The 25,672-nt window shown below is 71.2% G+C and carries 19 protein-coding genes; 15 read left to right on the plus strand and 4 right to left on the minus strand.

Annotated features, from left to right (window positions below; all coding sequences use genetic code 11):
- Nucleotides 1-131 precede the first annotated feature (131 nt).
- The 9 genes from ACFY3J_RS22110 (at nucleotide 132) to ACFY3J_RS22150 (ending at nucleotide 9,709) form a co-directional block, all read left to right on the plus strand.
- Entirely contained in the window at nucleotides 132-1,646 is a 1,515-nt protein-coding gene (locus ACFY3J_RS22110; RefSeq protein WP_384177155.1) for an amino acid permease, read from the plus strand.
- A gap of 398 nt (nucleotides 1,647-2,044) precedes the next feature.
- Complete coding sequence (locus ACFY3J_RS22115; RefSeq protein ID WP_384177153.1) at nucleotides 2,045-2,962, plus strand: ribokinase; 918 nt, start codon at nucleotides 2,045-2,047, stop codon at nucleotides 2,960-2,962.
- Nucleotides 2,959-3,996, plus strand: a complete 1,038-nt coding sequence (locus tag ACFY3J_RS22120; protein ID WP_384177151.1) for an ABC transporter permease — start codon at nucleotides 2,959-2,961, stop codon at nucleotides 3,994-3,996. The genes ACFY3J_RS22115 and ACFY3J_RS22120 overlap by 4 nt, the downstream gene beginning before the upstream one ends.
- A 62-nt stretch (nucleotides 3,997-4,058) precedes the next feature.
- The gene (locus ACFY3J_RS22125) at nucleotides 4,059-5,090 is read left to right on the plus strand and encodes a sugar ABC transporter substrate-binding protein (RefSeq protein ID WP_384177149.1); all 1,032 of its coding nucleotides are present in this window, start codon (nucleotides 4,059-4,061) and stop codon (nucleotides 5,088-5,090) included.
- Complete coding sequence (locus ACFY3J_RS22130) at nucleotides 5,090-6,658, plus strand: sugar ABC transporter ATP-binding protein (protein ID WP_384177147.1); 1,569 nt, start codon at nucleotides 5,090-5,092, stop codon at nucleotides 6,656-6,658. The genes ACFY3J_RS22125 and ACFY3J_RS22130 overlap by 1 nt, the downstream gene beginning before the upstream one ends.
- Before the next feature lie 44 nt (nucleotides 6,659-6,702).
- Complete coding sequence (gene rbsD, locus ACFY3J_RS22135; RefSeq protein WP_384177145.1) at nucleotides 6,703-7,158, plus strand: D-ribose pyranase; 456 nt, start codon at nucleotides 6,703-6,705, stop codon at nucleotides 7,156-7,158.
- Between the two features lie 116 nt (nucleotides 7,159-7,274).
- The gene (deoC, locus tag ACFY3J_RS22140) at nucleotides 7,275-7,988 is read left to right on the plus strand and encodes a deoxyribose-phosphate aldolase (RefSeq protein WP_384177143.1); all 714 of its coding nucleotides are present in this window, start codon (nucleotides 7,275-7,277) and stop codon (nucleotides 7,986-7,988) included.
- 110 nt (nucleotides 7,989-8,098) lie between these two features.
- Entirely contained in the window at nucleotides 8,099-8,857 is a 759-nt protein-coding gene (locus ACFY3J_RS22145) for a GntR family transcriptional regulator (RefSeq protein WP_384177141.1), read from the plus strand.
- A 123-nt stretch (nucleotides 8,858-8,980) separates the two neighbouring features.
- On the plus strand, nucleotides 8,981-9,709 hold the full coding sequence (locus ACFY3J_RS22150; protein ID WP_384177139.1) for a sulfite exporter TauE/SafE family protein: 729 nt from the start codon (nucleotides 8,981-8,983) through the stop codon (nucleotides 9,707-9,709).
- Nucleotides 9,710-9,751: 42 nt separating this feature from the next.
- Here the strand turns inward: ACFY3J_RS22150 and ACFY3J_RS22155 are convergent, their stop codons facing one another.
- Both ACFY3J_RS22155 and ACFY3J_RS22160 read right to left on the minus strand, forming a co-directional pair.
- Nucleotides 9,752-10,153, minus strand: a complete 402-nt coding sequence (locus tag ACFY3J_RS22155) for an NTP pyrophosphohydrolase (RefSeq protein ID WP_390841549.1) — start codon at nucleotides 10,151-10,153, stop codon at nucleotides 9,752-9,754.
- A gap of 133 nt (nucleotides 10,154-10,286) precedes the next feature.
- Entirely contained in the window at nucleotides 10,287-11,366 is a 1,080-nt protein-coding gene (locus ACFY3J_RS22160; RefSeq protein ID WP_384177135.1) for an LCP family protein, read from the minus strand.
- 340 nt (nucleotides 11,367-11,706) lie between these two features.
- Between ACFY3J_RS22160 and ACFY3J_RS22165 the strand changes: the two genes are divergently transcribed.
- The 6 genes from ACFY3J_RS22165 to ACFY3J_RS22190 all read left to right on the plus strand — a co-directional run bounded on the left by ACFY3J_RS22165 (nucleotide 11,707) and on the right by ACFY3J_RS22190 (nucleotide 22,129).
- On the plus strand, nucleotides 11,707-12,747 hold the full coding sequence (locus ACFY3J_RS22165) for a hypothetical protein (RefSeq protein WP_384177133.1): 1,041 nt from the start codon (nucleotides 11,707-11,709) through the stop codon (nucleotides 12,745-12,747).
- A 323-nt stretch (nucleotides 12,748-13,070) separates the two neighbouring features.
- Nucleotides 13,071-14,786 (plus strand): stealth family protein, encoded by a 1,716-nt coding sequence (locus ACFY3J_RS22170; RefSeq protein WP_384177411.1) that lies wholly within the window; start codon nucleotides 13,071-13,073, stop codon nucleotides 14,784-14,786.
- Nucleotides 14,783-15,754 (plus strand): hypothetical protein, encoded by a 972-nt coding sequence (locus ACFY3J_RS22175; RefSeq protein ID WP_384177131.1) that lies wholly within the window; start codon nucleotides 14,783-14,785, stop codon nucleotides 15,752-15,754. Before ACFY3J_RS22170 ends, ACFY3J_RS22175 begins: the two co-directional genes overlap by 4 nt.
- Nucleotides 15,754-18,630 (plus strand): stealth conserved region 3 domain-containing protein, encoded by a 2,877-nt coding sequence (locus ACFY3J_RS22180; protein ID WP_390841551.1) that lies wholly within the window; start codon nucleotides 15,754-15,756, stop codon nucleotides 18,628-18,630. Before ACFY3J_RS22175 ends, ACFY3J_RS22180 begins: the two co-directional genes overlap by 1 nt.
- Before the next feature lie 65 nt (nucleotides 18,631-18,695).
- Complete coding sequence (locus tag ACFY3J_RS22185) at nucleotides 18,696-20,699, plus strand: PIG-L family deacetylase (RefSeq protein WP_390841552.1); 2,004 nt, start codon at nucleotides 18,696-18,698, stop codon at nucleotides 20,697-20,699.
- A 41-nt stretch (nucleotides 20,700-20,740) separates the two neighbouring features.
- The gene (locus ACFY3J_RS22190) at nucleotides 20,741-22,129 is read left to right on the plus strand and encodes a GDSL-type esterase/lipase family protein (protein ID WP_390841553.1); all 1,389 of its coding nucleotides are present in this window, start codon (nucleotides 20,741-20,743) and stop codon (nucleotides 22,127-22,129) included.
- A 105-nt stretch (nucleotides 22,130-22,234) separates the two neighbouring features.
- Here the strand turns inward: ACFY3J_RS22190 and ACFY3J_RS22195 are convergent, their stop codons facing one another.
- A complete protein-coding gene (locus ACFY3J_RS22195) occupies nucleotides 22,235-24,364 on the minus strand; it encodes a 3-hydroxyacyl-CoA dehydrogenase NAD-binding domain-containing protein (protein WP_390841554.1) in 2,130 nt (709 codons plus the stop codon).
- Nucleotides 24,361-25,581, minus strand: a complete 1,221-nt coding sequence (locus ACFY3J_RS22200) for a thiolase family protein (RefSeq protein WP_384177121.1) — start codon at nucleotides 25,579-25,581, stop codon at nucleotides 24,361-24,363. Before ACFY3J_RS22200 ends, ACFY3J_RS22195 begins: the two co-directional genes overlap by 4 nt.
- Nucleotides 25,582-25,672: the final 91 nt, after the last annotated feature.

The raw sequence follows: 25,672 nt of genomic DNA on the forward strand, positions 1-25,672 counted from the left end.
TGGCGCGACCGGCCCGTCTGCGTGAACCTGCGAGTGCCGGGGCATACGCATCCCCAGCTCTCTCGATCATGTCGAGCCGGCTCGAGCCGGTCCGAGCCAGGTCGAGGACGACACGCAGGGGAGGTCACGCCGTGAGCAGCACGCTCTTCAGGACCAAGAACGTCGAGCAGTCGATCCAGGACACCGAGGAACCCGAGCACGCGCTCAGAAAATCCCTGTCCGCCCTCGATCTGACCGTCTTCGGCGTCGGTGTCATCATCGGTACCGGCATCTTCGTCCTCACCGGCACGGCGGCCAGGAACACCGCCGGCCCCGCCGTCTCCCTGTCGTTCGTCGTGGCAGGGGTGGTCTGCGCGCTCGCCGCGCTCTGCTACGCGGAGTTCGCCTCCACGGTTCCGGTGGCCGGCTCCGCCTACACCTTCTCCTACGCCTCGCTCGGCGAGTTCCCCGCCTGGATCATCGGCTGGGACCTGGTGCTGGAACTCGCGCTCGGCACCGCGGTGGTCGCCGTCGGATGGTCCGGGTACATCCACTCGCTGCTCGACAACGCGGGCTGGCACCTGCCCGAATATCTCAGCGGCCGTGACGCCGCGACCGGCTTCGGCTTCGACATCCTCGCCGCCCTCCTTGTCCTGGTCCTCACCGTCATCCTCGTGCTCGGTATGAAGCTCTCCGCGCGGGTCACCTCGATCGTCGTCGCCGTCAAGGTGGCCGTGGTGCTCGTCGTGATCATCGCGGGCGCCTTCTTCATCAAGGGCGGCAACTACGACCCGTTCATCCCGAAGGCGCAGCCGGTGCCCGCGGGCGGCACCCTCAAGGCACCGCTCATCCAGCTGATGTTCGGCTGGGCGCCCTCGAACTTCGGTGTGATGGGCGTCTTCACCGCCGCGTCCGTCGTCTTCTTCGCCTTCATCGGCTTCGACGTGGTGGCCACCGCGGCCGAGGAGACCCGCAACCCGCAGCGCGACGTGCCGCGCGGCATCCTCGGCTCGCTGATCATCTGCACCGTGCTGTACGTCGCCGTGTCGATCGTCGTCACCGGTATGCAGAAGTACAGCGCGCTGTCCGTGGACGCGCCGCTCGCCGACGCGTTCAAGTCCACGGGACATCCCTGGTACGCGGGCCTGATCAGCTTCGGCGCGGCCGTCGGCCTGACCACGGTGTGCATGATCCTGCTCCTGGGCCAGGCCCGGGTCTTCTTCGCGATGAGCCGGGACGGGCTGCTGCCCCGGTTCTTCTCGCACACCCATCCGCGGTTCCGCACCCCGTACCGGCCGACCATCCTGCTCGGCGTGATCATCGCCGTCGTCGCCGGCTTCACCAGCCTGAGCGAACTCGCCGAACTCGTGAACATCGGCACGCTGTTCGCGTTCGTGGTGGTCGCGATCAGCGTGATCATCCTGCGCAACACCCGCCCCGACCTGCCCCGCGCCTTCCGCACCCCCTGGGTCCCGGCGATCCCGATCCTCTCCGTCTGCGCCTCCCTCTGGCTGATGGTCAACCTTCCCGCCGAGACCTGGCTCCGCTTCGCCATCTGGATGGTCATCGGCTTCGTCGTGTACTTCCTCTACGGCCGCACCCACAGCAGGCTCGGCCGGCGCCAGGCGCGGGAAAGCCGCCCGGCGGGTGGCTCAGGCGCCTCCTAGTGCTGTGACCGGATAGGTTCACCGGCTCGCGACGCCCGGCACGGCTCCCCCAAGCTCTTCGAGCAGGGGGGACCCCCAGCCGCGTTGTCGCATCACCCGAGTACATCCAGGACGCGGGTCATGCTCCGCCTTGCGATGCTGAACGGCGTGGGAGGTGCTCCCAGCACCGGACGCCGCGAGCTTCCCGGCAAACCTTTCCGGTCATAGCACCAGCGGCGGCCGGACCGCTCGCGGTGGGGCCGACGGGCCCGGGTTCCTCGTCACCGAGGAACCCGGGCCCGTTGCTTGTACGCGCGACACCATCCGGAGTTCATCTTCTCGACCACCATTGACTATGGACATCCCTATACCTACGATCTGGCTTGTCCATGGTTGTTCATACACAAAGCGGTGTGCCCATGAAGATCGCGGTTGTCGGAAGTTATGGAGCCGGCCTCACCATGCGGGTCCCCAAGGCCCCCGCGGCGGGTGAGACCGTCTCGGGCGGGGTGTTCGATCCCGGCCCTGGCGGCAAGGGCAGCAACCAGGCCATCGCCGCCGCCCGGCTGGGGGCCGAGGTCTCGCTGCTGACCGCCGTGGGCGACGACGACTTCGGCCGCTCCGCACGTGAGTTGTGGCAGCGCGAGGGTGTCGGCGCCGAACATGTGCTGACCGCCGAGGCCCCCACGATGGTCGGCTTCATCCTGGTCGAACCGTCCGGCGAGAACCGCATCGCCATCGCCCCGGGCGCCCTGGACGAACTGGACGCCGCCGCCGTCGCACCCTTCCGCGCCGAGATCGCCTCCGCCGGCATCCTGGTCGTGTCGATGGAGATCCCCGAGGCGGCCGTGGTCACCGCGCTCCGCCTGGGCCGCGAGACCGGCACGCCGACCCTGCTCAACCCCGCGCCCGCCCGACCGCTTCCCGACGAGTGCTGGCCCCTCATCGACGTGATCACGCCGAACCAGACGGAGGCCCCCGTACTCCTCGGCCTCGACGAGGGCCACGGGCTCGGCGACGTGGAACTGGTGCGCGCCCTGCGGGAGCGCACCGGGGGCGCCGCCGTCCTCACCCGGGGTGGCGAGGGCGCCCTGATCGCCCAGGCCTCCGGCGTGACCGCGGTGCCACCGCACCCGGCCCCCACCGTCGTCGACACCACAGGCGCCGGCGACTCCTTCACCGCGGCCCTCGCCGTCGCCCTCGCCGAGGGGCAGCCCCTCGAGAGGGCGGCCGAGTTCGCCGCCGCCGCGGGCGCCCACACCGTGACGATCGCGGGCGTCGTCCCCGCCCTGCCCACCCGAGACCAGCTGAACGCCCGGATTGGAAGAACCCCGTGACCTCGACGACCTCGAAACCCCCGACCGCCGCGGCGCCGTCAGCCACCGGACCGGCACGACAGCTCCCGCTCGCGCTGCGCAGGCTGCTGCACGCACGCGAGGCCGGTGTCTTCGCCGCGCTCGTCCTGCTCTTCCTGCTGGGCACCGTGCTCTCGCCGACCTTCGCCCAGTCCGACAACCTGCTCTCGGTCGGTCAGCAGATCGCGCAGATCGGCATCATGGCCGTCGGGGCGACGTTCGTCATCCTCAACGGCGAGATCGACCTCTCGGTCGGCTCCACCTACGCCCTCTCCGCGATCTCCACCGGACTGCTCATCTCGGACGGCTGGAACTGGCCCGCGGCGATGCTCGTCGGACTGGCCGTGGGCGTCCTGGCCGGACTGCTCAACGGGCTGGCCGTGGTGGTGCTCGGCGTGCCCTCCTTCATCGTCACCCTGGGCACGCTCAGCGTCTTCCGCGGCGTCGCCCTGCTCATCTCCGACGGGGCCCCGATCTCCCTGAGTTCCTCCCAGCCCGGGGTCGCGGAGTTCAACCTCCTCGGCCAGGGACGGCTCTTCGGAGTGGTCCCGATGCAGTTCGTCCTCTTCGCCGCCGTCGCCGCCCTCGGCGTGGTGCTGCTGTCCCGCTCCCGCTTCGGCTTCAACACCTACGCCGTCGGCGGCAACCAGGAGGCCGCCCGCCTCGTCGGCGTCAACGTCAAGCGGGTCAAGCTCACCGCCTTCGTCCTGTCCGGCTTCACCGCCGGCCTCGCCGGCGTACTCGGCCTGTCCTTCCTCTCCTACGTGCAGGGTGTGACCGGCCAGGGGCTGGAACTCACCGTCATCTCCGCCGTCATCATCGGCGGCGCGGCCCTCTTCGGCGGCTCCGGCACCATGTGGGGCACCGTCATCGGCGTCGCCTTCATCGGCCTGCTCCAGAACATCCTCAACATCAAGGGGATCTCCTCCTTCTGGCAGACCGTCGTCACCGGTCTCGTCATCGTCGCCGCCGTCGCGGCCGACACCTGGCAGCGCAAGCGCAAGACCCGCGCCTGACCGCCGTCCGCTTCCCACCTCACGCAGACGCACAGACCCACGGACACGACAAGGGAGTCACGATGTCCCCGCGCACCCTCCTCAGATCCCTCGTCGCCGCGACGGCCGCCGCCGCGGCTCTCACCCTCACCGCGTGCGGCGCCGTCACCGCCGGCGACGCCGCCGGCTCCGGCTCCGGCGACGGCTCCTTCAAGCTCGCTTCGTACATCCAGCAGCGGATCGACGACGACAAGCCGATGCGCATCAAGCTGAGCTACCACGACCCGTCCCTCGCCTTCGCGACACCGATCGGCAGTGGCATGAAGCGGGCCGGCAAGGAGCTGGGGGCCGAGGTCTCCCTCATCGGCCCCACCGGCGGCGACGCCGCCAAGCAGGTCTCCGAGCTCCAGACGCTCATCCAGCAGAAGGCCGTGGACGGGCTCGCCGTCTCCTCCGCCTCCAGCGACGCGCTGAAGCCGGTCATCAGCCAGGCCTACAAGGCGGGCATCCCGATCATCTCGTTCAACACCGACAACCCCGACTCCCAGCAGATGGGCTTCGTCGGCCAGGACCTCAAGGCCTCCGGCAAGGCCGAGGCCCAGCAGCTGCTCAAGGACCTGAAGGGCACCGGCAAGGGCAAGTCCGTCGTCGTCTTCTCCGTGGACACCGGCGCCGGCTGGTCGCACGACCGGTTCAACGGCTTCAAGGAAGGGCTGGCGGGCAGCGATCTGAAGGTCGTCGGGCCGGTGAACGTCGGCAACGAACCCAACGCCGCCTACAACACCGTTGAGTCCACCATGTCCGGTCAGTCCGGTGTCGTGGCCGTCGCCGGGCTCGACTGCTGCTCGACCACGGCCGCCGCCAAGTGGGTGGCCCAGTCCGGACGCGCCGACGCCATCACGATGGGCGGTTTCGACCTGCTCACCCAGACCGCCGAGTACATCGACCGCGGGGTCCTGGACTTCACCATCAGCCAGAACCCGTCCGAGCAGGGCTACCAGGCGGTCAAGGTGCTGTACGACTTCCTCACCAAGGGCACCGAGATCACCGGTGTGGACACCGGCGCGCAGTTCATCACCCGCAAGAACCTCGACGCCGCGACGGTGGAGGACTGATGACCACCGCCTCCCGCGACGCCGCCACGGGCGGCTCGGCACCTCCCGGCAACCCGCCGGCCGCCGCCCCAGCCGTCCGGATCCGGGGCCTGTCCCGGAACTTCGGCCCGGTACGCGCCCTCAGCGATGTCTCCTTCGACGTCCCCGCGGGCGAGGTCACCGCCCTGCTGGGGGAGAACGGGGCCGGCAAGTCGACCCTGCTCAAGATCCTGGCCGGCCTCCAGCCGCCCAGCGACGGCGGCGTCACCGTCTTCGGCGAGGAGGTCACGTCCTTCGACCCGAGCACCATGCTCGGCCGGCACGGCGTCGCGATCGTCCCCCAGGAACTGTCGCTGCTGCCCGACCGCAGTGTGGCGGAGAACGTGCTCAGCGGGGTCGAGCCCGGCAACCGCTGGTTCCCCTCCCGGCGCCGCATGCTGGAGCGCACCAGCGAACTCCTCGCCGAACTCGACCTCCGCCTGGACCCGAACGCCTCCGTGCGGACCCTGGACCTGGCCACCCAGCAGCTCATCGTGGTCGCCCGGTCCATCGCCCGGGGCTGCCGCGTGCTGATCCTGGACGAACCCACGGCCATGCTCACCCCGGCCGAGGCCGACCGGCTGTTCGCCCTGATGGACAAGCTCAAGGCGGCCGGGACGACCATGCTCTACGTCTCGCACCGTATGCCCGAGGTGTTCCGCCTGGCCGACCACATCCAGGTGCTGCGCGACGGCACCCACGTCGCCTCCTGGCGGAGCGCGGAGACCACCCCCGACCAGGCCGTCGCCGCCATGGTCGGCCGTGAACTGGGCCAGTTCACCCGGCGTTCGGAGCGCGGCACCGAGTCCAGCGGCGAACCCGTGCTGAAGGTACGTGAGTTGAGCGGACGCCGGCACAGCGGCGTCTCCTTCGACCTGCGCCCCGGCGAGATCCTGGGCGTGGCCGGACTGCCGGACTCCGGCCGGGTGGAGTTGCTGCACAACCTCTTCGGCGGGGACCGCGGGACCGGCGGCACCGTGGAACTGCTGGGCAGGCCCTACGAACGGCGCAACCCGATCGCCAGTGTCGAACGGCGGCTCGCGTTCGTGCCCGGCGAGCGCCGTGCCCAGGGGCTGCTGACCACCATGAGCGTCGGCGAGAACATCGGCGCGCTCACCACGAGGACGTTCAGCCGGCTCGGGATCGTCCGCCGCCGTGCCTTCGACGCGCAGGCCGCCGACCAGGCGAAGCGGCTGCGGGTCAAGACCGCCACCATGAGCCAGCCCATCACCAGCCTGTCCGGCGGCAACCAGCAGAAGGCCGTACTCGGACGCTGGCTGGCGATCAACCCCGGTGTGCTGATCCTCGACGAGCCCACGCGCGGTGTGGACATCGGGGCGAAGGCCGAGATCTACGAGCAGCTGATCGCCCTCGCCCGGCAGGGCCTGGCGATCCTCTGCTCCTCCTCCGACCTGCCCGAACTGCTGACCCTGACCGACCGGATCGCCGTGATGAGCGAGGGCCGGCTGGTGAGCTGCGTCGACACCGCGGAGGCGACCGAGGAATCCATCATGGCCCTCGCGACCGGAGCGGTGCCGGCGGCGGCCTGAGCCCCACAGCCGACCTGCGAAGACCCCATCGAAAGGAACCCACCGTGAAACGCTCCGGCATCCTCAACGCCGAACTGAGCGGAGCCCTGGCCACGCTCGGCCACACCGACCTGCTGCTGGTCGTGGACGCCGGCTTCCCCATCCCCCGGGACGCGCACCGCGTCGATCTCGCCCTCGCCGAGAACCTGCCGGACCTGCGGACGGTGCTCGGGCTGATCGCCGACGAACTGGTCGTCGAGGGCGTGGTCCGCGCCGAGGACGTCCCGACCCACAACCCTCGGCTCGACGCGTGGCTGCGCGAACGCTTCTCCGACGCCGAGTTCACCACCCGTCCGCACGCGGAGGTCCTCGGCGAGCTGGCCCGGCAGGCCAAGGTCGTCGTCCGCACCGGAGCCTTCGAACCCTGGGGCAACATCGGCCTGTTCTGCGGCGTCGACGCCCCCCGGTGGTTCGGCGGCGAGGGCGTCGTCGTCCCGGACCACTACGCCTCCAAGCTCTGAGCCGCCGCCGGACCCCACGTCCCGGCTCCTGTTTTCCGCGACGGCCCGTCCGTCGAAAGCACCCGGCGGCCGTTTCGCCGGGTGGCCCACCGCCCTCCACACAGGGAGATCACTCCGTGTCCACCACGACCGTCACCGCTGCCGAACTCGACCTCACCCCCGCCGAGTTGGCCCCCTACATCCAGCACACCAAGATCGATCCGGACGCGACCCGCGACGACATGGTCGCCCACGCCCAGGAGGCGGTCACCCACGGTTTCAACGCCGCGATGGTTCCCGCCTCCTGGCTTCCCGTCGTGGTGGCCGAGCTGCGCGGCACCGGGGTCGGGGTGGCCTCCGCCCTGGACTTCCCGACCGTCGGCGTCATGACCAGCGCGGGCAAGGCCGCCGAGGCCGCGGAGATAGCCCGGCTCGGCGCGACCCAACTCGACATCGGCGTCCAGGTCGGCTGGCTCAAGAGCGGCCGCTACGACGACTTCCGCGAGGACATCGCGGGCGTGGTCCGGGCCTCGGGCCTGCCCGTCAAGGTCATGCTGGAACTGCCGCTGCTCACCGACGACGAGAAGGAGGCCGCCGTCGAGCTCGCCATGGAGGCGGGCGCCGCCTTCCTGAAGAACGCCAGCAGCGGACAGATCGAGACTGCGAACCCCACGAGCGTTCGCTACCTTGTTGACCGGGCGCGGAACGGGGTTCAGGTGAAGGCGTCCGGGTCCATCAAGACCTACCGGCAGGGCCTGGAACTCCTGCGCGCGGGTGCCTCGCTGCTCGGGACCAGCGCCGGCCTGGCGATCGTCACCGACACCGGTGACGAGTCGACCGTCAGCTACTGACCGGCCACTGCCGCCGCACCCCGCCCGCACCCCGCGGCCGGGGTGCGGCTCCCCATTTTCCGGAGTGACGCCCGTCCTCCGGTGAGACCGGAGAAGGAGATGCGACGACTGTGACGGCCGACAACGGGGGGCTTCCGGGCATCAAGCGTGACGTCCCCACGGCGATCCACGTCCAGATCTCGGAACACATCCGACTGCGTATCGCCAGCGGCGAGTGGCCGGCGCACTACCGCCTCAAGAGCGAGCCGGAACTGGCTCAGGAGTTCGGCGTCAGCCGCGGCACCCTGCGGCGCGCCCTGACCACGCTCATCGAGGAGGGCCTGCTGCGGCAGGTGCGCGGGCGCGGCACGTTCGTCACCTCGACGACGATCGAACCGGCCATCGCCCAGAAGCTGAGCACCCTGTCCGAGGACTTCGCCAGCCAGGGAGTCGTCACCACCACGTCGGTGCGGGAGTGCTCGCTGATCATTCCGCCCCGGCCCGTCGCGGCCCTGCTGGACGTCACGCCCGGTACCCGCGTCCTGCGCCTGGTGCGGGTGCGCAGCACCGGCGAAGGGCCGGTCGCGCTGCTGTTCAACTTCGTACGCACGGATGTCGCGCCCGGCATCGAAGAGGTGGACTTCACCACCTCCAGTCTCTTCGGGGTCCTGGAGGGCACCTACGGGCTGAAGATCGCCACGGCCCGCCGGACCTTCAGCGCGGAGGCCGCCACCGCCGATGTCGCCGACGCCCTGGCACTGCCCGAGGGCGCCCCCGTGCAGTACCTCCAGCAGGTCACCTACCTCGCCGACGACCGTCCGGTGGAGTACTCGGACGTGTGGATCCACAGCGGCCGGCTGAGGGTCACCTCGCTGCTGCTGCGCAGATGACGACGGTGCCGGGGCCGTTCGGCGAGCACCCCCCGGGCGGTCGGCGCTCTCCTGCTCGGTAGGGTTCGGGCAGGTACGGGGACGGACGGGTGACCCCGGCGGCAGCGGCCGGAGGGGGAGCGGGTGACGACGACCCTGATCGCCGAGGTGGCGCTGGTCACCGCGCTGGCGTCGTTCGCGCAGGCGCTGAGCGGCTTCGGGTTCGCGCTGGTGGCGGTGCCGCTGCTGACCCTGCTGACCAGCCCTCAGAACGCCATCGTCGTGGTCACCGCGCTGGGCGGGGTGCTCTCGCTGGCGGTCTGCGTCCACCAGAGGGAGCACGTCAGTGTGCGCACGGCGGGCCTGGTGAGCGCGGCGGGACTGGTGGGCATGCCGCTCGGGCTGCTCGCGGTGACGGTGCTCGGCGCCCGCTCGCTGTCGGCCCTCATCGCCTGTGTGGTGCTGGTGTTCGCCGTCCTGATCGGCCGCGGCCTGACCTTCCGCCGCGGTACGGGCCCCACCATCGCCTCGGGTTTCGCCAGCGGGGCGTTGCTGACCGCGACCGGTATGAACGGGCCGCCGCTGGTCGCCACCTTCCAGGCCATGGGCCTGGCGCCCCGGGAGTTCCGGGCGACCCTCCAGGCCACGTTCTGCGTCCAGGACGCCCTGGCCCTCGCCGGATTCCTCGCCGTCGGCCGGCTGACCACGGACAGCCTCCTGCTGACCGGTGCGGGGCTTCCCGGCCTGCTGGTGGGCTGGTGGCTGGGAGACCGCCTCTTCGCCCGCACGGATCCCACCCGCTTCAAACGGATCGTCCTGGGCGTCCTGGTGGCCAGCGCCTGCGTGGCCCTGTACCAGGCCACGCTGAACTGACCCGCCGCGGCACCGGGATCCCGGCCCCGCCCGGACCCGCGGTCAACGCTCCCGACCGGAGGTGTCCTGGGCGCCGGGGCCGTACACCGTGCGGGGACCCACCGTGGTGGCGCCCGCCGCGGTCACTCTGCGGCGCAGTTCGCGGTCCGCGGTGACGACCACGCGGGACCGGTCCGCCGCGGCGGCGGCCAGTCGGACGATGTGGTCGTCGCCGTTGCCGGGGGCTTCCTCGACCCGTACGCCGGGCACGGACGGTACGCCTCGCGCGGCGCCCTCCAGGACCAGGACGATGTCCAGCGGACCGGGCACGCCGGGAACGCCGTCCTCGACGTACCCGGTGAGCCGGTCGCGCAGGCGTTCGGCGGCGGCCCGCCGGTCGTGCCACCACCCGTCCGGGACGGAGCCGACGACGTTGGCCCCGTCGACGATCAGCAGGGTCGGCATCCTGGGTCGGTCCTTCCGGTCGGGATCAGACGCGGTACCAGTGTCCGTGACTCGTGGGCCCGCGGGCTTCTCGCCCGACCCGTCCCGCCCGGCGGAGGCCGGCCCGTGGATGCGCGCGGCCTCCCTGGGCGGATCAACCGCCCGTCGCCGGGGACTTCTTGGCGGACTCAGGGATGGTGGAGTCGTTGCGGAGCGCCTTCCACAGCTCCGTCGCCTGGGGCTCCGCGGCCACGACGCGGTTGGGGTCGATCTTGTCGTAGCTCACCGGCAGCATGATCGTCTCCATGCTGGAGGGGTCGACCCCGTTCAGGCTGCGTCCGAACTCCGCCAGCTTGGTGAGAGAGGCGAGATCGGAGTCGGTGGTGAGGGCCGCGGTGAGCTTGTCGGCGATCTTGTACGTCTTGGTGGGGCTGCCCAGGAGGTCCTGCTGCTTGATCTCGCTCAGCAGGGCCAGCATGAACTGCTGCTGGAGGCTGATGCGTCCGAGGTCGCTGCCGTCGCCGATGCCGTGCCGGGTGCGGACGAACTGCAGGGCCTGGGTGCCGTCCAGGCGGTGGGTGCCGGCGGTGAGGTCCAGGCCGCTGGACTTGTCGTGGATGTCCTGGTCCACGGTGACGGTGACCCCGCCTATCGCGTCCACCAGCCCCTGGAAGCCGGCGAAGTCGATCTCCATGTAGTGGTCCATGCGGATGCCGGACATCTGCTCCACGGTCTTCACCACACAGGCCGGGCCGACCTGTCCGTAGATGGAGTTGAACATCACGCGCTTCGCCGACGCCACCGTGGTGCCGTCGGACTTCGTGCACTCGGGCCGGGTCACCAGGGTGTCGCGCGGAATGCTGATGGCGACGGCCTGGGTGCGGCCCTCGGGTATGTGCATCATCAGCGCGGTGTCGGAGCGGGCGCCGGCCACCTTGCCGGTGTTGAGCGCGGCGTTGTCGCCGGCGCGGGAGTCGGAGCCGAGGATCAGGATGTTCTGCCCGGAGGTGGGCAGCTTCTCGGGCCGGTCGTCGCCGATGGCCTTTTCGATGTCGACGCCCTTGATGTTCCCGTTCAGGCCGCTGTACAGCCAGTACGCGGTCCCCGCCCCGGCCGCGACCAGCACGGCCATGGAGAGCAGGATCCACCGGCCGGTGCGACGCCGGCGACGGGGAGTCCCGTCCTGGTCGGGCCGGTGCGGGCTGCGGGGGCTCTCGACGGCTGGGGTTGTCATGGCGCGCTGTCCTCGTCTCCTCATGCCCGGGCAGGGAGCGCTCGGGCTATCGGACAGACCCGTGACCCATGGGGGGCGTTGTACGGCAGTGGCATACATCACACGCCGCGCCGACGGGTGTTGAAGTGACTGCCGACCGCGGTCGCGGCGCCGCGTTCCGGGACCGATTCACGCCGGAAACGCGTATGTATTGTTCATGTGATGTGAGAATTTCATGTCCCCGCGTCGAATTCGGGCGGGTTCTTCCAGGGGGTCCGTCATGGCGATGCGAGGCCGGCCGGCGCGGGTGGCGCAGGGGCGTCGTTCCGCTCCGCCCGCCGAGGCCGCGTCATCTCCCGTCGTGACCGGTGCCGTCGAGGGAAGCTGGCTCGTGCGCGGCAAGGACGGGCGGCTCGCCGCCTACGCCCGCTGCCGGGACGGACTGCTGCGCTGGACCGAGACCCGGCCGGGCGGCCCGGACTGGTTGGGGCCGGACCTGTTTCCGGTCGCCGGCCTCACGCATCTCACCGTCGCCCAGGGGGCCGACACCTACGTCCACTTCCTCGGCCGCCGGGAACGGCGCGGCGCCGACGGCGCGGTGCGCGTCGACGTGGTGCACGCGATCCAGTACCAGAGCGGGCGTCCCGTCACCGAATGGCGCTCCCTGGGCAATCCGCACCGCGAACCGGACAGGACGGCCCGGCTCGGGGCGCCCGCGGGTGCCGTGGACGCCACGGGCACCGTGCACGTCTTCGTGCGCAACGCGGGTGGCGGGCTGATGATGCGCCGGGAGGGCAAGGGCGGCGGCTGGGAGCCCTGGACCGATCTGCGGGGCTCGGACCTGCGGGACGGACTGGCGGCCGCGGTCACGTCCACCGGCCATGTCGAGGTGTTCGCCCCCACCGCCGACGCGCTCGCGCACTGGGTCCAGCCGGAGCCCGGCGCCGTGCCGCAGCGCTCCCACGACATGCGGCCGGGCCCGCTGCCCGGGTCCGTCACCGCTGTGGAGACCGCTCCGGGACGGCTCACGTGCTTCTGGACGGACGCGTCCGGATCCGGCTTGCTCTCTCACCGCCGCGGCTCCTGGCTCGTCACGCTGGGCGGCACGCCCTCGGACGGCGCCAACGCTGTGCTGCGCACCACTGTCGACGGATACGACTGCACGGTGATCGCTCATCGTGGCGCGGCCGGCGGAATCCTGTTCGGCGTGTGCGGCACGGAGGCCGAGTCGTCGGGCATGTGGTGGACCGACGCCGGCGGGAACGCCGCGGGCGCGCCGGCCCTGGCGCACGACGGATACGGCCGGGTGGTGGTGGCGGCCTTCGGTCCGGACGGCGCGCTCCGCCTCGCCCGGCAGGCACCCGAACCGGGCCTGGTGCTGCTGGACTGGGTGCGGGTCTGACATACCGTCCGGCACCGGTTGCGCAGGCGTTCCGCAAAAAGGTTGTACAGATGTGGCCTTTATGACAGATGGTTCGCAGAAACCGATTACTTCTGGACAGTCTGAGAGTCAGATGTAAACATTCTGTCTGATCGGTAAGCCTCAGGTGTACCGCTGGTCGACATGAGGTGAAGGCCGCGGGCAGGGCGGGGGACGTGCGCCGGGCATTCTGTGCCGGCCTCGAGCTGGGTGGGTGCGGAAGTCGGGTGAGCCTCAACAATCCCGAGGCGAGTGCGCTCGTGTCGGCGTATCGGTCGCTGGTTCCCGTGGGGGCTCGGCGCCGGATACCGGGCCCACTGCGCACATCGGTGAAGCGTTCACTCGCCTCCGCCGACGCCGTGCGCTCCGCCGTCATGATGCGGGCGATGGGCGGTCAGCGCCGAGGCGGCAGGCGCACGTCCGACGGTCCTCTGCGCGTCGTACGAGAAGCCGGCAAGCATCTGCGCGCGGTGGAGGTGCCCGGCGCCACCGCGTGGGCCGCCCGTGCGCGCAACCTCCACATCGTGGTCTCCCTGCTGGAGGAGGCCGGGATCGACTACTTCTGCGTCCGTGGCGCGAAGTCGCCCGTGGTGCCGTGCGTGGCCGTTCCCGCCCGGCGGCGGGCCGACTTCGAGGAACTGCTCCAGCTCGCCTTCGTGGAGCATCCCGGATACGTCGGCACCTCCCCGGCGCAGTTGCGTCCCGGGTCCGCGCCGGGAAGCTGGCGGGCGCTGCGCGGGCAGGATGTGCTGCGGGTGACGTGGGTCGTCTGCGACCCCAGCGCGCGCCTGGTGTTCGGCGGTGAGTACGGCTGCGACATCGAGTTCTGGACCGAGCAGGACGGCCTGCTCGTCGCGCCGCGGCCCAACAAGGTGGCGACCGAGGTCCCGCTGGACGCGGGCCGCTGCTGGGCGGAGCAGAAGCGTTTCAGCGCGGTGCCCGGCCCCTACACCACCGGCCGGGCGCGCACCCTGCCCGAGTTCGTGGCCGCGCTGCCGGACGACCACCTCTTCCCGATCGACGTCGTCTACACCTGGGTGGACGACTCGGACACCGTCTGGCGGGCCCGCCGCGACGCGGCCCGCGGGCAGCTCACCGCCGCCCGGGAGGGCGCTCTGCACGAGCAGGCGGCCAACGACGCCCGCTACACCAGCCGGGACGAGCTGAGGTACTCGCTGCGCTCGATCCACCAGTACGCGCCCTGGGTGCGCAACATCTTCCTGGTCACGGCCGGCCAGGTGCCGTCGTGGCTGAGCACGGACTTCCCCGGGATCCGCGTGGTGGACCACCGCGAGATCTTCTCCGACCCCAGTGCGCTGCCGACGTTCAACTCCCACGCGATCGAGAGCCAGTTGCACCACATACCCGAGCTCTCGGAGCACTTCCTGTACCTGAACGACGACGTCTTCTTCGGGCGGCCCGTGCATCCGGGCCATTTCTTCCACCCCAACGGGCTGACCAAGTTCTTCCAGTCCAAGGCCCTGATCCCGTCCGGGCGGACCAGCGCGCAGGACCTGCCCGTCAACGCGGCGGGCAAGAACAGCCGCGGCCTGATCGCCCAGTACTTCGGCACCGTCATCTCCCAGAAGATGAAGCACACGCCGCACGCGCTGCGGCGCAGTGTGCTGGCCGAGATCGAGCAGGTCTACAACCAGGCGCACCGGGTGACCCAGCACTCCCGCTTCCGGTCGCCCAGCGACGTGCCGATCGCCTCTTCGCTGCACCACTACTACGCCTACCACTCGGCACGCGCCACGGTCGGTGACATCCGCTACGTCTACATCGACCTGGCGGACGGGCTGGCCCAGCACCGGCTCGACACCCTTCTGGCCCGCCGCAACTTCGACACCTTCTGCATGAACGACACCGTCACCGCCGCCGACCCCGAGGCCCAGTCCCGCATGGTCGCCGCGTTCCTGGAAAACTACTTCCCAGTAGCCAGTCCCTTCGAGACAACCTCCGGCGCAGTGGCGCCGCGCAGACCGGCCCCTGCGGCAGAACTGGGGTACGCGGGCTCATGACCTCCCGATCCAAGCGCCCCGCCGCGACCGCCGGCGGGGCCGGTCGTCCGCGCCGCCGCCTGCGCGCCGGTGCCGTCGCCCTGCGCAACCGGCTGCTGGGTGTCCTCCTCCCGCTGCGCAGCAGGCGTGCCGCCCGACTGCGCTACGCCGCGATCCTCGACGGCCAGACCGTGAACCTGCACGCCGAGTTGCCCGCCCGCGCGGGCCTGCCCGAGCGGGCTGAGGTCGTCCTGCAGCGCGGGCGCCGCCGTTACCCCGGCGAGGCCCGTCTCCACGAGGGCCCGGCCGGTGAGGTCCTGGTCGACGCCGCGGTCCTGCTGGGCGCCGACGTCGGCGGTGTGCCCGTCGGCACCGGACGCTGGCGGCTGAGGCTGCGGGTGCACACCGGCCGCCGCTCGCGCACGATCCCGCTGCTGCTGCTCCAGCCGCCCGTGCCCTACGAAGGACCCACCAAGCCGATGACGGCCTCGCCGGTCACCGGCGAACGCCACCGGCTCGGCCGCTCCTTCCGCGGCAGCGCACGGGTGGTCAGCACCGCCGCACGGCCCGCCGTGGAAGTGGCCAAGGTGCACCTGACGCACGCCGGGGTCACCGTCGACTTCCGCGTCCTGGGCACCCGGGTCGAAGAGCCCTGGGTGGACTTCGTCGCCTCCGGCCGCCGGATCGAGCAGGCGGTCACCGCGCTCGGCCCCGACGGCTTCCGCGTCACCGTCCCGCTGGGCGAGATGCCGCCCCGCGGCAGCCGCCCCGACCACTGGGACGTCGTCCTGCGCGACCGCAGCGGACGCTCGATGCGGCTGGGACGCAGGCTGCACGACGTACGCAACCCGCTGCGCGTCTTCGCCATGCGCAGCCTCGCCATCACGCCGCCCGGCCAGGCGCCGCTGATCGTCCAGCCGCGCTACACCCCCGCGGGCAACTTCCGGGTCACCTGCACGCGCATGCCCGAGGCGGGCCGGACCGACTGATGAAGATCACCTTTCTGCTGACCACGGCCGACGCCGTCGGCGGCACCGAACGGGCCGTGTTCAACCAGGCCTCCGAACTCGCCGCCCGGCACCAGGTGCGGGTGCTCAGCGTCTTCAGGAGCAGGCGCGAGCAGTTCTTCACGCCCGACGAGCGGGTCCGTGTCGACTACCTGGTCGACCTCACCTCCCGCCCGCCCCGCCCGGTGCGCCGGACCTCGGTGGACGACTCGGTGTGGGCCGGACTGGCCGCCCAGCCCAGCCGGATCGTCGACCCCTCCTGGGAGTCGGCGTTCAACCGGCTGTCGGACCTGGAACTCGAACTCGCGCTCCAGGACACCGACACGGACGTCCTGGTCACCACCACCCCCGCGCTGATGGCGCTGGCCGTCCACCTCGCCCCCGCCCACGTCGTCACCGTCCATCAGGAGCACCGCGTCTCCGAACTGCGCGGCACCAGCGGGGAGCCGCTGCGCCGCTACGCCTCCCGGCTGGACGCGCTGGCGGTGCTGAGCGAGCGCACCCGGGACTGGTTCGCCGAGACCCTCGGCGACGCCGCTCCCCGCCTGGAGGTCGTGCCCAACGCCCTGCCCAGCGGCTTCCGGCCCCGCTCGACGCTGAAGACCCGGACGGTGGTGATCGCCGGCCGGCTCGTGGCGGAGAAGCAGATCGACCACGCCGTCACGGCCTGGGCGACCGTCGCGCAGGCGTACCCGGACTGGCAGTTGCGGATCTTCGGCGACGGGCCGCTCAGCGGTGCCCTGCGCCGCCAGATCGAGATGCTCGGACTGCACGACTGCGTGCAGCTCAACGGCAACTCCCCCCATCTGGCGGAGGAGTGGGCCAAGGCCAGCATCGCCGCACTCACCTCCCGCAACGAGGCGTTCGGCCTGGTCCTCGCGGAGGCGCACGCGGCCGGAGTCCCGGTGGTCTCCTATGACGCGCCCAACGGCCCGCGCGAGGTGGTCATCGACGGGCAGACCGGCATCCTCGTCCCGCCCGGCGACACCGACGCCCTCGCCTCCGCGCTGATGCTGCTCATCCAGAACTCCGAGCTGCGGCAGCGGATGGGCACCGCGGCCCTGGCGTCCGTCAGCCGCTTCTCGCCCACCGTGGTCACCGCCCACTGGGAGCGCGTCTTCCACGAACTCGTGGCCCAGCGGGACAGCGGCGCCCGCGCGGTCCTCAAGGCCGAACGCGAGGCCGTGCACGCCTTCCGTAGCGGGTCCGACGGCATCGTGCCCGCGGCGGCCGCCACTCCGGCCACCACCGTGCGCACCTCCGACCTGCGCGCGCTGGAAGGACGCCTGCTCAAGCGGCGCGGCCTGGTGCAGGACGGCGGCCAGGTCTGCCGCCTGATGGAGTGGCAGTCCCCGTGGGACGTCGTCCAGCAGAACCTGGCCCTGGTGGCCGACGCGCTCGAAGAGGCCGACGTCCCCTACTTCGTCGTACGCGACCACCTCGTACGGCACACCGTCGCGGTGCACGCCGTGCACCGCGAGGCGGTCTTCAAGGCCCTCGCCGAACGGTACGCGAAGGAAGCCGTGTACGCCGCCGTGCTCAACGAGGGGCAGAAGACGGTGGCCACCGTCCTTGCCGGTCTCGTCGCGCCGTACGCCGACACTCCCTCGTCCGGTGTCCGGGTGTACCAGAACGTGGTCTCCCACTCGCGCATCCTGCGGCTCGGCGCCGTCTACGGCTGCACCGTGTCCTTCTGGGACACCGACCCCGACGACGACTCCGGGGCGCATCTGAAGGCTCCCGCGCGCACGCTCATCGGCGACCGGGTGCCGAACAGCGCCCTGCGCCGGCGCCCGGTCACTCTCGGCAACCGCCACTACCCGACGATCGACGCCTTCCGGCACGTGCTGCACGGAGACGTCGACTTCCCCGTCGACGCCGTCTACACCTGGGTGAACGGCGCCGACGTCTCGTGGCTGGAGCGCAAGAACGCCGTCCTGGCCGCCATGGGCATGGAGACCGAGGACGCGGCCACGAGCGCGGCCCGGTTCCGGGACCGGGACGAACTGCGCTACTCCCTGCGCTCCATCGACATGTACGCGCCCTGGATCCGGAACATCTACCTCGTCACCGACCAGCAGGTACCGCCCTGGCTCGACCTCTCCCACCCGCGTGTGCGCGTCGTGGACCACACCGAGATCTTCGCCGGGCGCGGCGCGCTGCCCACGTACAACTCCCATGCCATCGAGAGCCAGTTGCACCACATCGAGGGCCTGGCCGAGCACTTCCTCTACTTCAACGACGACGTGTTCGTCGGGCGGACCCTCCAGCCCGGCACGTTCTTCCACGGCAACGGGCAGGCGAAGCACTTCATGTCGCCCACCTCCGTCCCGATGGCCCCGCCCTCCTACGAGGACGAGTTCAACATCAGCGCCGCGAAGAACAACCGGGCGCTCATCGAGGAGTCCTTCGGGCAGACGCTGGTGCACTCGTTCCTGCACGCGCCGCACCCGCTGCGCCGCAGCGTCCTGGCCGACATCGAGGAGCACTACCAGGAGGCGGTGGCGACCACCGCGGGCAACCGGCTGCGCAGCCACAGCGACGTGTCCGTGGCGTCCTCGCTGCACCACTACTACGGGTTCCACACACTGCGCAGCGTCCCCGGCAGCATCTCGTGCGGTTTCGTCAACGTCGGCCTGAGCGAGCACGCACCCCGGCTGAACCGGATCCTCAGCGTCCGCCCGCACGACGTGTTCTGCCTGAACGACTACCACGACGGCGACGTGCCCGAGGACGAGCAGGACGCCATCCTCGCCGCGTTCCTGCCCAGCTACTTCCCGGTGCCGAGCCAGTTCGAGACCGGATCGCAGCGCAACCGGCTCGCCCACGAGGGCCGACTGCCGGACTGGCCGCTGTGACCTCCGGCAGCCCGGAACCGCACGCACCGCAAACCGCCCGCCCGTCCGCGACCGAGGAGACCGCCATGCAGTCCGCCGAGGGCAGTACGTCACAGGCTTCGCTCATCCAGGTCCTGGCGCATCCGGACGACGACCTCTACTTCATCAACCCCGACCTGCAACGGGCGTTGGAGGCCGGCCACCGGGTCACCAGCGTCTACCTGACGGCCGCGGAGGCCGACGGACGCAACATCGACACCCGCGACCCCGACCGCCTGGACAGCCCACCGGACTACGAGGGGTACGCGGAGGCGCGCCAGCACGGGCTGCGCGCCGCGTACGCGGCCATGGTGACGGGCAAGCGCGACAGCGAGTGGGCGCGCGACGTCGTCTCGTTCTCGACCGGAGTGATGGCCGAGCGCTCGACGCTGCTCGCGGCACCGCACGTCCAGCTGTTCTTCTTCGGACTGCGCATGGTCGACGCCCAGCACGGATTCGCGGCCGACGTGCCGACCGCCCGGCTGGCCACCCTCTGGACCGAGCAGGCGACCACCCAGCTCACCCTGATCTCCGCCGAGTCCCCGCTGCGCCGGCCCCAGGAGATCACCAGGGACGGGCTGCTGCGCTCCCTGGTCGAGCTGCTGCACCACACGCGGCCCGCCCAGTTCTGGACGATGGACCCCGACCCGTGGCACACCGCCTGGGACGACAAGCGCGGGCCGGCGTCCAGCGACCACCAGGACCACACCGCGACGGCACAGTTCGCGCTGGCCGCCCTGGAGCAGTACATCCAGCAGGGCGGTACACCCCCGCTCGTGGACCACTGCGTGGGCTACGGCAACAAACTCTGGCCCAGCAACCTCACCGAGCACGCCTGGGACGAGAAGAAGCGTGTGATCGAGGTGTACACCTCCGCCGACGGACACGACTGCCGCCACCGCTACTGCGGTGACCGGCAGTTGTCCGACGGCTCCGACATCCGCCGCTACGGATGGAGCACGCGGACCCGGTACGAGGGCGGCACCGACTGGCTCCACCTCCAGGCCGACGGCCGGCTCGCCGCCTACGCCGTCCTCGGCGGCCGGGTCGCGGTCTGGACCGAGAGCGCGCCGGGCAGCGGCAGCTGGGGCGGGCCGGCCTTCCTGCCGGGTGCCGGCCTCGGCCCGGCCCTGTCCGTGGCCGCGGACCGCGACGGCGGAGTGCACCTCGTCGGCCTGCGCCGCACCCCGGGACCGGGCGGGCAGGTGGACGTGGAGGCCGTACGTATGTGGCGGCAGGCGCACACCGGGGCGACGACGCCCTGGGAGAGCCTCGGCAACCCCAACGAGAGGTCGAAGGACTGGCGGCGCTGCCGGGAGGCCGGCGTCCCGGAGGCCGTGGTCGACCCCTCGGGAAGGCTGCATGTCTTCCTGCGCAACTTCGGATCCGGCATCAGCGCCCGCCGCGAGACCGGCGAGGGCTGGGGCGCCTGGGAGGACCTGGGCGGCCGCGGGATGCAGGACTGCCTGAGCGCGGTGCTGAAGTCCACGGGCCGGATCCAGATGTTCGCCGCGAACCGTACCGGCGGCGTGCACTGGTTCCAGGAGGACGTCTACGGCCCCTACAAGCTCCAGGACGGTGTGACGTCGGCCGACCCGGACGCCTGGCGGCCCGTCGGCGGCCTCACGCCGTTGCAGATCGGGCGCAACCGGATGGCGGTCTTCTACCGCGAGGAGGAGTCCGGCGAAGTGATGTGGGTACGGCAGCGACCGGACGGCCGGTGGAACGAGCGCGTCGAACGGCTGGGCGGGCACGGCGGAACCGGCAGGATCGCGGCCCTGCGGCAGCCGACGGACCGGCAGGACGCCGTCGTCCTCGCCCGCCGCAACGGCCGCAACCGGCTGAGTACCGCGGTCCTCGCCACGCAGGGCCGTGAGCAGACGCCGGAGTGGACGGACCACGACGTGCTGATGGCCCGTCCGCCCGCCCTCGCCCTCGACCACGCCGGACGGGTCGTCGTGGCGGTGCTGGGCACGGACTCCCGGCTGCGCGTGATGCGGCAGCACGCACCGGACGTCACCGCCGGCTTCGGACCGTTGACCGTCGTCTGATCCCGCCGACCACAGCACGGCCTGACGGAACAGAGGAAGACTTGAGGAAGATCTGCATCATCGGGAACTCGGTGGCCGCGTCGCGCACCGCCGAGGAGGCACCGCTCGCCGGCTGGGGGCAGTACCTCGGCGAATTCCTGACCGAGCACTACGAGGTACGCAACTACGCCCGCGACGCCATGACCCTGCGCGGCTACTTCACCGAGCGGTTCGCCACCCTCCTCAGAGTCCTCAACCCCGGCGACCTGGTCCTGATGGCCTTCGGCAACGTCGAGCAGCGCATCAACCAGCTCAACCGCCACCACGGGCCACGCGAGTACAAGGAGTACCTGCGCCTGTACACCGACGCCGTACGGGGCGAGGGCGCCGTCCCCGTGCTGCTCACCCCGGCGGCCCGCTGCACCTTCTCCGAGGCCGGGAACGTCCTGGACACCCATGACGGATACCCCGAACTCACCCGGGAGGCGGCGGCGGAGAACGGCGTCCCCCTGATCGACATGGCCGCCTTCACGACGGCGATGCTCGCCGAACTGGGGCCCACGCGAGCACGCAGGCTCTACCGGTGGCTGGATCCGGGCGAGCACCCGAACCATCCCGACGGCATCATCGACGCGAGCCACTACAACGACCTGGGGGCGCGCGAGGTCGCCCGCCGGATGGCCATGGTCGTCGCCGACTCGCCCGACCTGCCGCCTGACATCGTCGACCCCCGGCGCCTCACACCGGGCACGATGCCTCCGGTGCTCGCCGAGTTCACCATGAGCCACCCCGAGACGGCCCTCACCCTGGCGCCGAGCCTGCCCGACGCGCCCGTCGTCACCTCGCCGGCACCCGGCCAACTGATCGGCGCCGCACGCAAGCTGGCCGGCAAGGCACCCGCCGGCACGGGCTACGTCCTCTTCTACGAGCAGGGCCGTTACCTCGGAGGCACCGCCGTCTCCGCCGCCGGGACCTGGCAGTGGCGCCGAGTCGTCAACTGGCCCGCGGGACCCCACACCGTCCAGGTGCTCGGCGCCGACGGCAACGCCGTCTCACGGACCTCCACGGTGGACTTCCACGTCCTCGACCGCATCGACCCGCCGCAGGTCGTGGGCCCGCGGCCGAACGCCTGGACCGGCCCGCGCCCCCGTTTCTCCGGCAAGGCGCCGCGCGGCGCCCAGAAGGTCATGGTCCTGGAACAGGGCCGGCTCATCGCCGAGGCACCCGTCCAGGAGGACGGCACCTGGCGGGTCACCCACGCCCACGACTGGCGGCCCGGTTCCTACACGGTCGAGTTCGTGACGGTGTTCAGCGCCATCCACTCGGCGCCCGCCTCGCTGACGGTGCGCGTGCACGGCGTTCCCGAGGACAACTGGCTGCACACGTCGTTGTCCTCCCGTGAACCCTGCTCCGGGACGTGCGCCCATTACCCGGCGATGCCCACCTGGTGACCTGACGGTTCCCTCCGCCGCTGAACGACCGGCGGTACGCGTCCGCCCCTGCCGCTGCGGTGAGCGACAGGGGCGGACGGGAGCGCCGTGGAGGGCCGGGAGGGGTTATGCCGGAACGCTCGCCACGCCCGGCTCCAGGAACCGCCTGCCGTTCACGCGTTCCGACACGCCCTCGCGGTCCAGGTACGGCGTGATGCCGCCCAGGTGGAAGGGCCAGCCGGCGCCGGTGATCAGGCAGAGGTCGATGTCCTGGGCCTCGGCGACGACGCCCTCGGCCAGCATCAGGCCGATCTCCTGCGCGACCGCGTCGAGCACCCGCGCCCGCACCTGCTCCTCGGTCAGGACGGTGTCGCCCTGCTTGAGCAGCGCGGCGACCTCCGGGTCCAGCTCGGGCCTGCCGCTGTCGTAGACGTAGAAGCCGCGCTTGCCGGCCTCGACGACCGCCTTGAGGTTCGGGGAGACCGCGAAGCGGTCCGGGAACGCCTCGTTGAGGGTCTCCGAGACGTGCAGGCCGATCGCCGGGCCGACCAGTTCGAGCAGGACCAGCGGGGACATGGGCAGGCCTAGCGGCTCCACCGCCCGCTCCGCCACCTCGACCGGGGTGCCCTCGTCGATGACGTTCTGGATCTCGCCCATGAAGCGGGTCAGGATGCGGTTCACGACGAACGCCGGGGCGTCCTTGACCAGGACCGCGGTCTTCTTCAGCTTCCTGGCCACCGCGAAGGCGGTCGCCAGCGAGGCGTCGTCCGTCTGCTCGCCGCGCACGATCTCCAGCAGGGGGAGGATCGCGACGGGGTTGAAGAAGTGGAAGCCGACGACCCGCTCGGGGTGCTTCAGCTTCGACGCCATCTCCGTCACGGAGAGGGAGGAGGTGTTCGTCGCGAGGATCGCGTGTGCCGGGGCGACCGCCTCGACCTCGGCGAACACCTTCTGCTTGACGCTCATCTCCTCGAACACGGCCTCGATGACGAAGTCCGCGTCCGCGAAGCCCTCGGCCTTGTCCAGGACGCCGGTGACCAGCGCCTTGAGGCGGTTGGCCTTGTCCTGGTTGATACGGCCCTTGCCGAGCAGCTTGTCGATCTCGGCGTGGACGTAGCCCACTCCCTTGTCGACGCGCTCCTGGTCGATGTCCGTCAGGACGACCGGCACCTCCAGGCGGCGCAGGAAGAGCAGGGCCAGCTGCGAGGCCATCAGGCCCGCGCCGACCACGCCCACCTTGGTCACCGGGCGGGCCAGGTTCTTGTCCGGCGCGCCGGCCGGGCGCTTGCCGCGCTTCTGCACCAGGTTGAACGCGTAGATGCCGGCCCGCAGTTCGCCGCTCATGATCAGGCCGGCGAGGGCCTGGTCCTCGGCGTCGTAGCCCTGCTGGAGGTCTCCGCTCTTCGCGGCGGCGATGATGTCCAGGGCGCGGTAGGCGGCGGGGGCCGCGCCGTGCACCTTGGAGTCGGCGATGAACCGGCCGCGCGCGACGGCCTGGTCCCAGGCCTCGCCCCGGTCGATCACCGGGCGCTCGACCTCGATCTCGCCCTTGAGGACCGCCGTCGTCCAGACCAGCGACTGCTCCAGGAAGTCGGCACCCTCGAACAGGGCGTCGGCGATGCCGAGTTCGTGGACCTGCTTGCCCTTGAGCTGCTTGTTCTGGTTGAGGCTGTTCTCGATGACGACCGTGACGGCCCTGTCGGCGCCGATCAGGTTCGGCAGCAGCGTGCAGCCGCCCCAGCCCGGGACCAGGCCCAGGAACACCTCGGGGAGCGAGAACGCCGGGAGGGCCGCGGAGACCGTGCGGTAGGTGCAGTGCAGGCCGACCTCGACGCCGCCGCCCATCGCGGCGCCGTTGTAGTACGCGAAGGTGGGCACGGCCAGCTTCGACAGCCGCTTGAAGACCTCGTGGCCGCCCCTGCCGATGGCCAGCGCGTGCTCGCGCTCCTTGAGCAGCTCCACGCCCTTGAGGTCGGCGCCGACCGCGAAGATGAACGGCTTGCCGGTGATGCCGACGCCGACGATGTCGCCGTCCGCGGCCTCCTTCTCCACCTGGTCGATGGCGGAGTCGAGGTTGGCCAGCGAGGCCGGGCCGAAGGTGGTCGGCTTGGTGTGGTCCAGGCCGTTGTCCAGCGTGATGAGGGCGAAGCGCCCGGCGCCCCGGGGCAGGTCGAAGTGGCGCACGTGCGCCTGTGTGACGACCTCGCCCGGGAACAGCTCGGCCGCGCCCTTCAACAGCTCAGCGGTGGTGCTCACTTGTCGCCTCCGTCGAAGTGCGGGTTCTCCCAGATGACCGTCGCGCCCATGCCGAAGCCGACGCACATGGTGGTCAGGCCGTAACGGACCTGCGGCTGCTCCTCGAACTGGCGGGCCAGCTGCGTCATCAGGCGGACGCCGGAGGAGGCGAGCGGGTGGCCGAAGGCGATCGCGCCGCCGTACTGGTTGACGCGCTCGTCGTCGTCCGCGATGCCGTAGTGGTCGAGGAAGGCCAGGACCTGCACGGCGAAGGCCTCGTTGATCTCGAACAGGCCGATGTCGGAGATCGACAGGCCGGCCTTGGCCAGGGCCTTCTCGGTGGCCGGGATCGGGCCGTAGCCCATGACCTCCGGCTCCACGCCCGCGAAGGCGTAGGAGACCAGGCGCATCTTGACCGGCAGTCCGTGCTCGCGGGCGAAGTCCTCGCTCGCGATGAGGGAGGCGGTGGCGCCGTCGTTCAGACCGGCCGCGTTGCCCGCGGTGACCCGGCCGTGCACGCGGAACGGCGTCTTGAGGCCGGCCAGGTTCTCCAGGGTGGTGCCCGGACGCATCGGCTCGTCCGCCGTGACCAGGCCCCAGCCGGTCTCGCCGGTCTCGGGGGTGGTACGGCGCACGGAGATCGGGACCAGGTCGGCCTGGATGCTGCCGTTGGCGTACGCCTTGGCGGCCTTCTCCTGCGAGCGCACCGCGTACTCGTCGGCGCGCAGCTTGGTGATGTGCGGGTAGCGGTCGTGCAGGTTCTCCGCGGTCATGCCCATGAACAGGGCGGACTCGTCGACCAGCTTCTCGCTGACGAACCGCGGGTTGGGGTCCACGCCCTCGCCCATCGGGTGGCGGCCCATGTGCTCGACACCGCCCGCGACGGCGATGTCGTACGCGCCGAACGCGACGGCGCCGGCCACCGTGGTCACGGCGGTCAGCGCGCCCGCGCACATCCGGTCGACGGAGTAGCCGGGGACCGAGGTGGGCAGGCCGGCCAGGATGCCGGCGGTGCGGCCGATGGTCAGGCCCTGGTCGCCGATCTGCGTGGTCGCGGCGATGGCGACCTCGTCGATCTTCTTCGGGTCGAGACCGGGGTTGCGGCGCAGCAGCTCCCGGATCGCCTTGACGACGAGGTCGTCGGCGCGAGTCTCGTGGTAGATGCCCTTCGGGCCCGCCTTGCCGAACGGGGTGCGGACGCCGTCGACGAAGACGACGTCCTTGACGGTACGAGGCACGATGGCTCTCCTCCAGGGTGCGGGACGGCACTGCCGCGCAGCGCTGAGCGCGCGCTCAGCCTCCATGCTACTCGTGGGTAATGTGACTGCC

It is taken from the genome of Streptomyces sp. NPDC001231, from assembly GCF_042896885.1.
Taxonomy (GTDB): domain Bacteria; phylum Actinomycetota; class Actinomycetes; order Streptomycetales; family Streptomycetaceae; genus Streptomyces.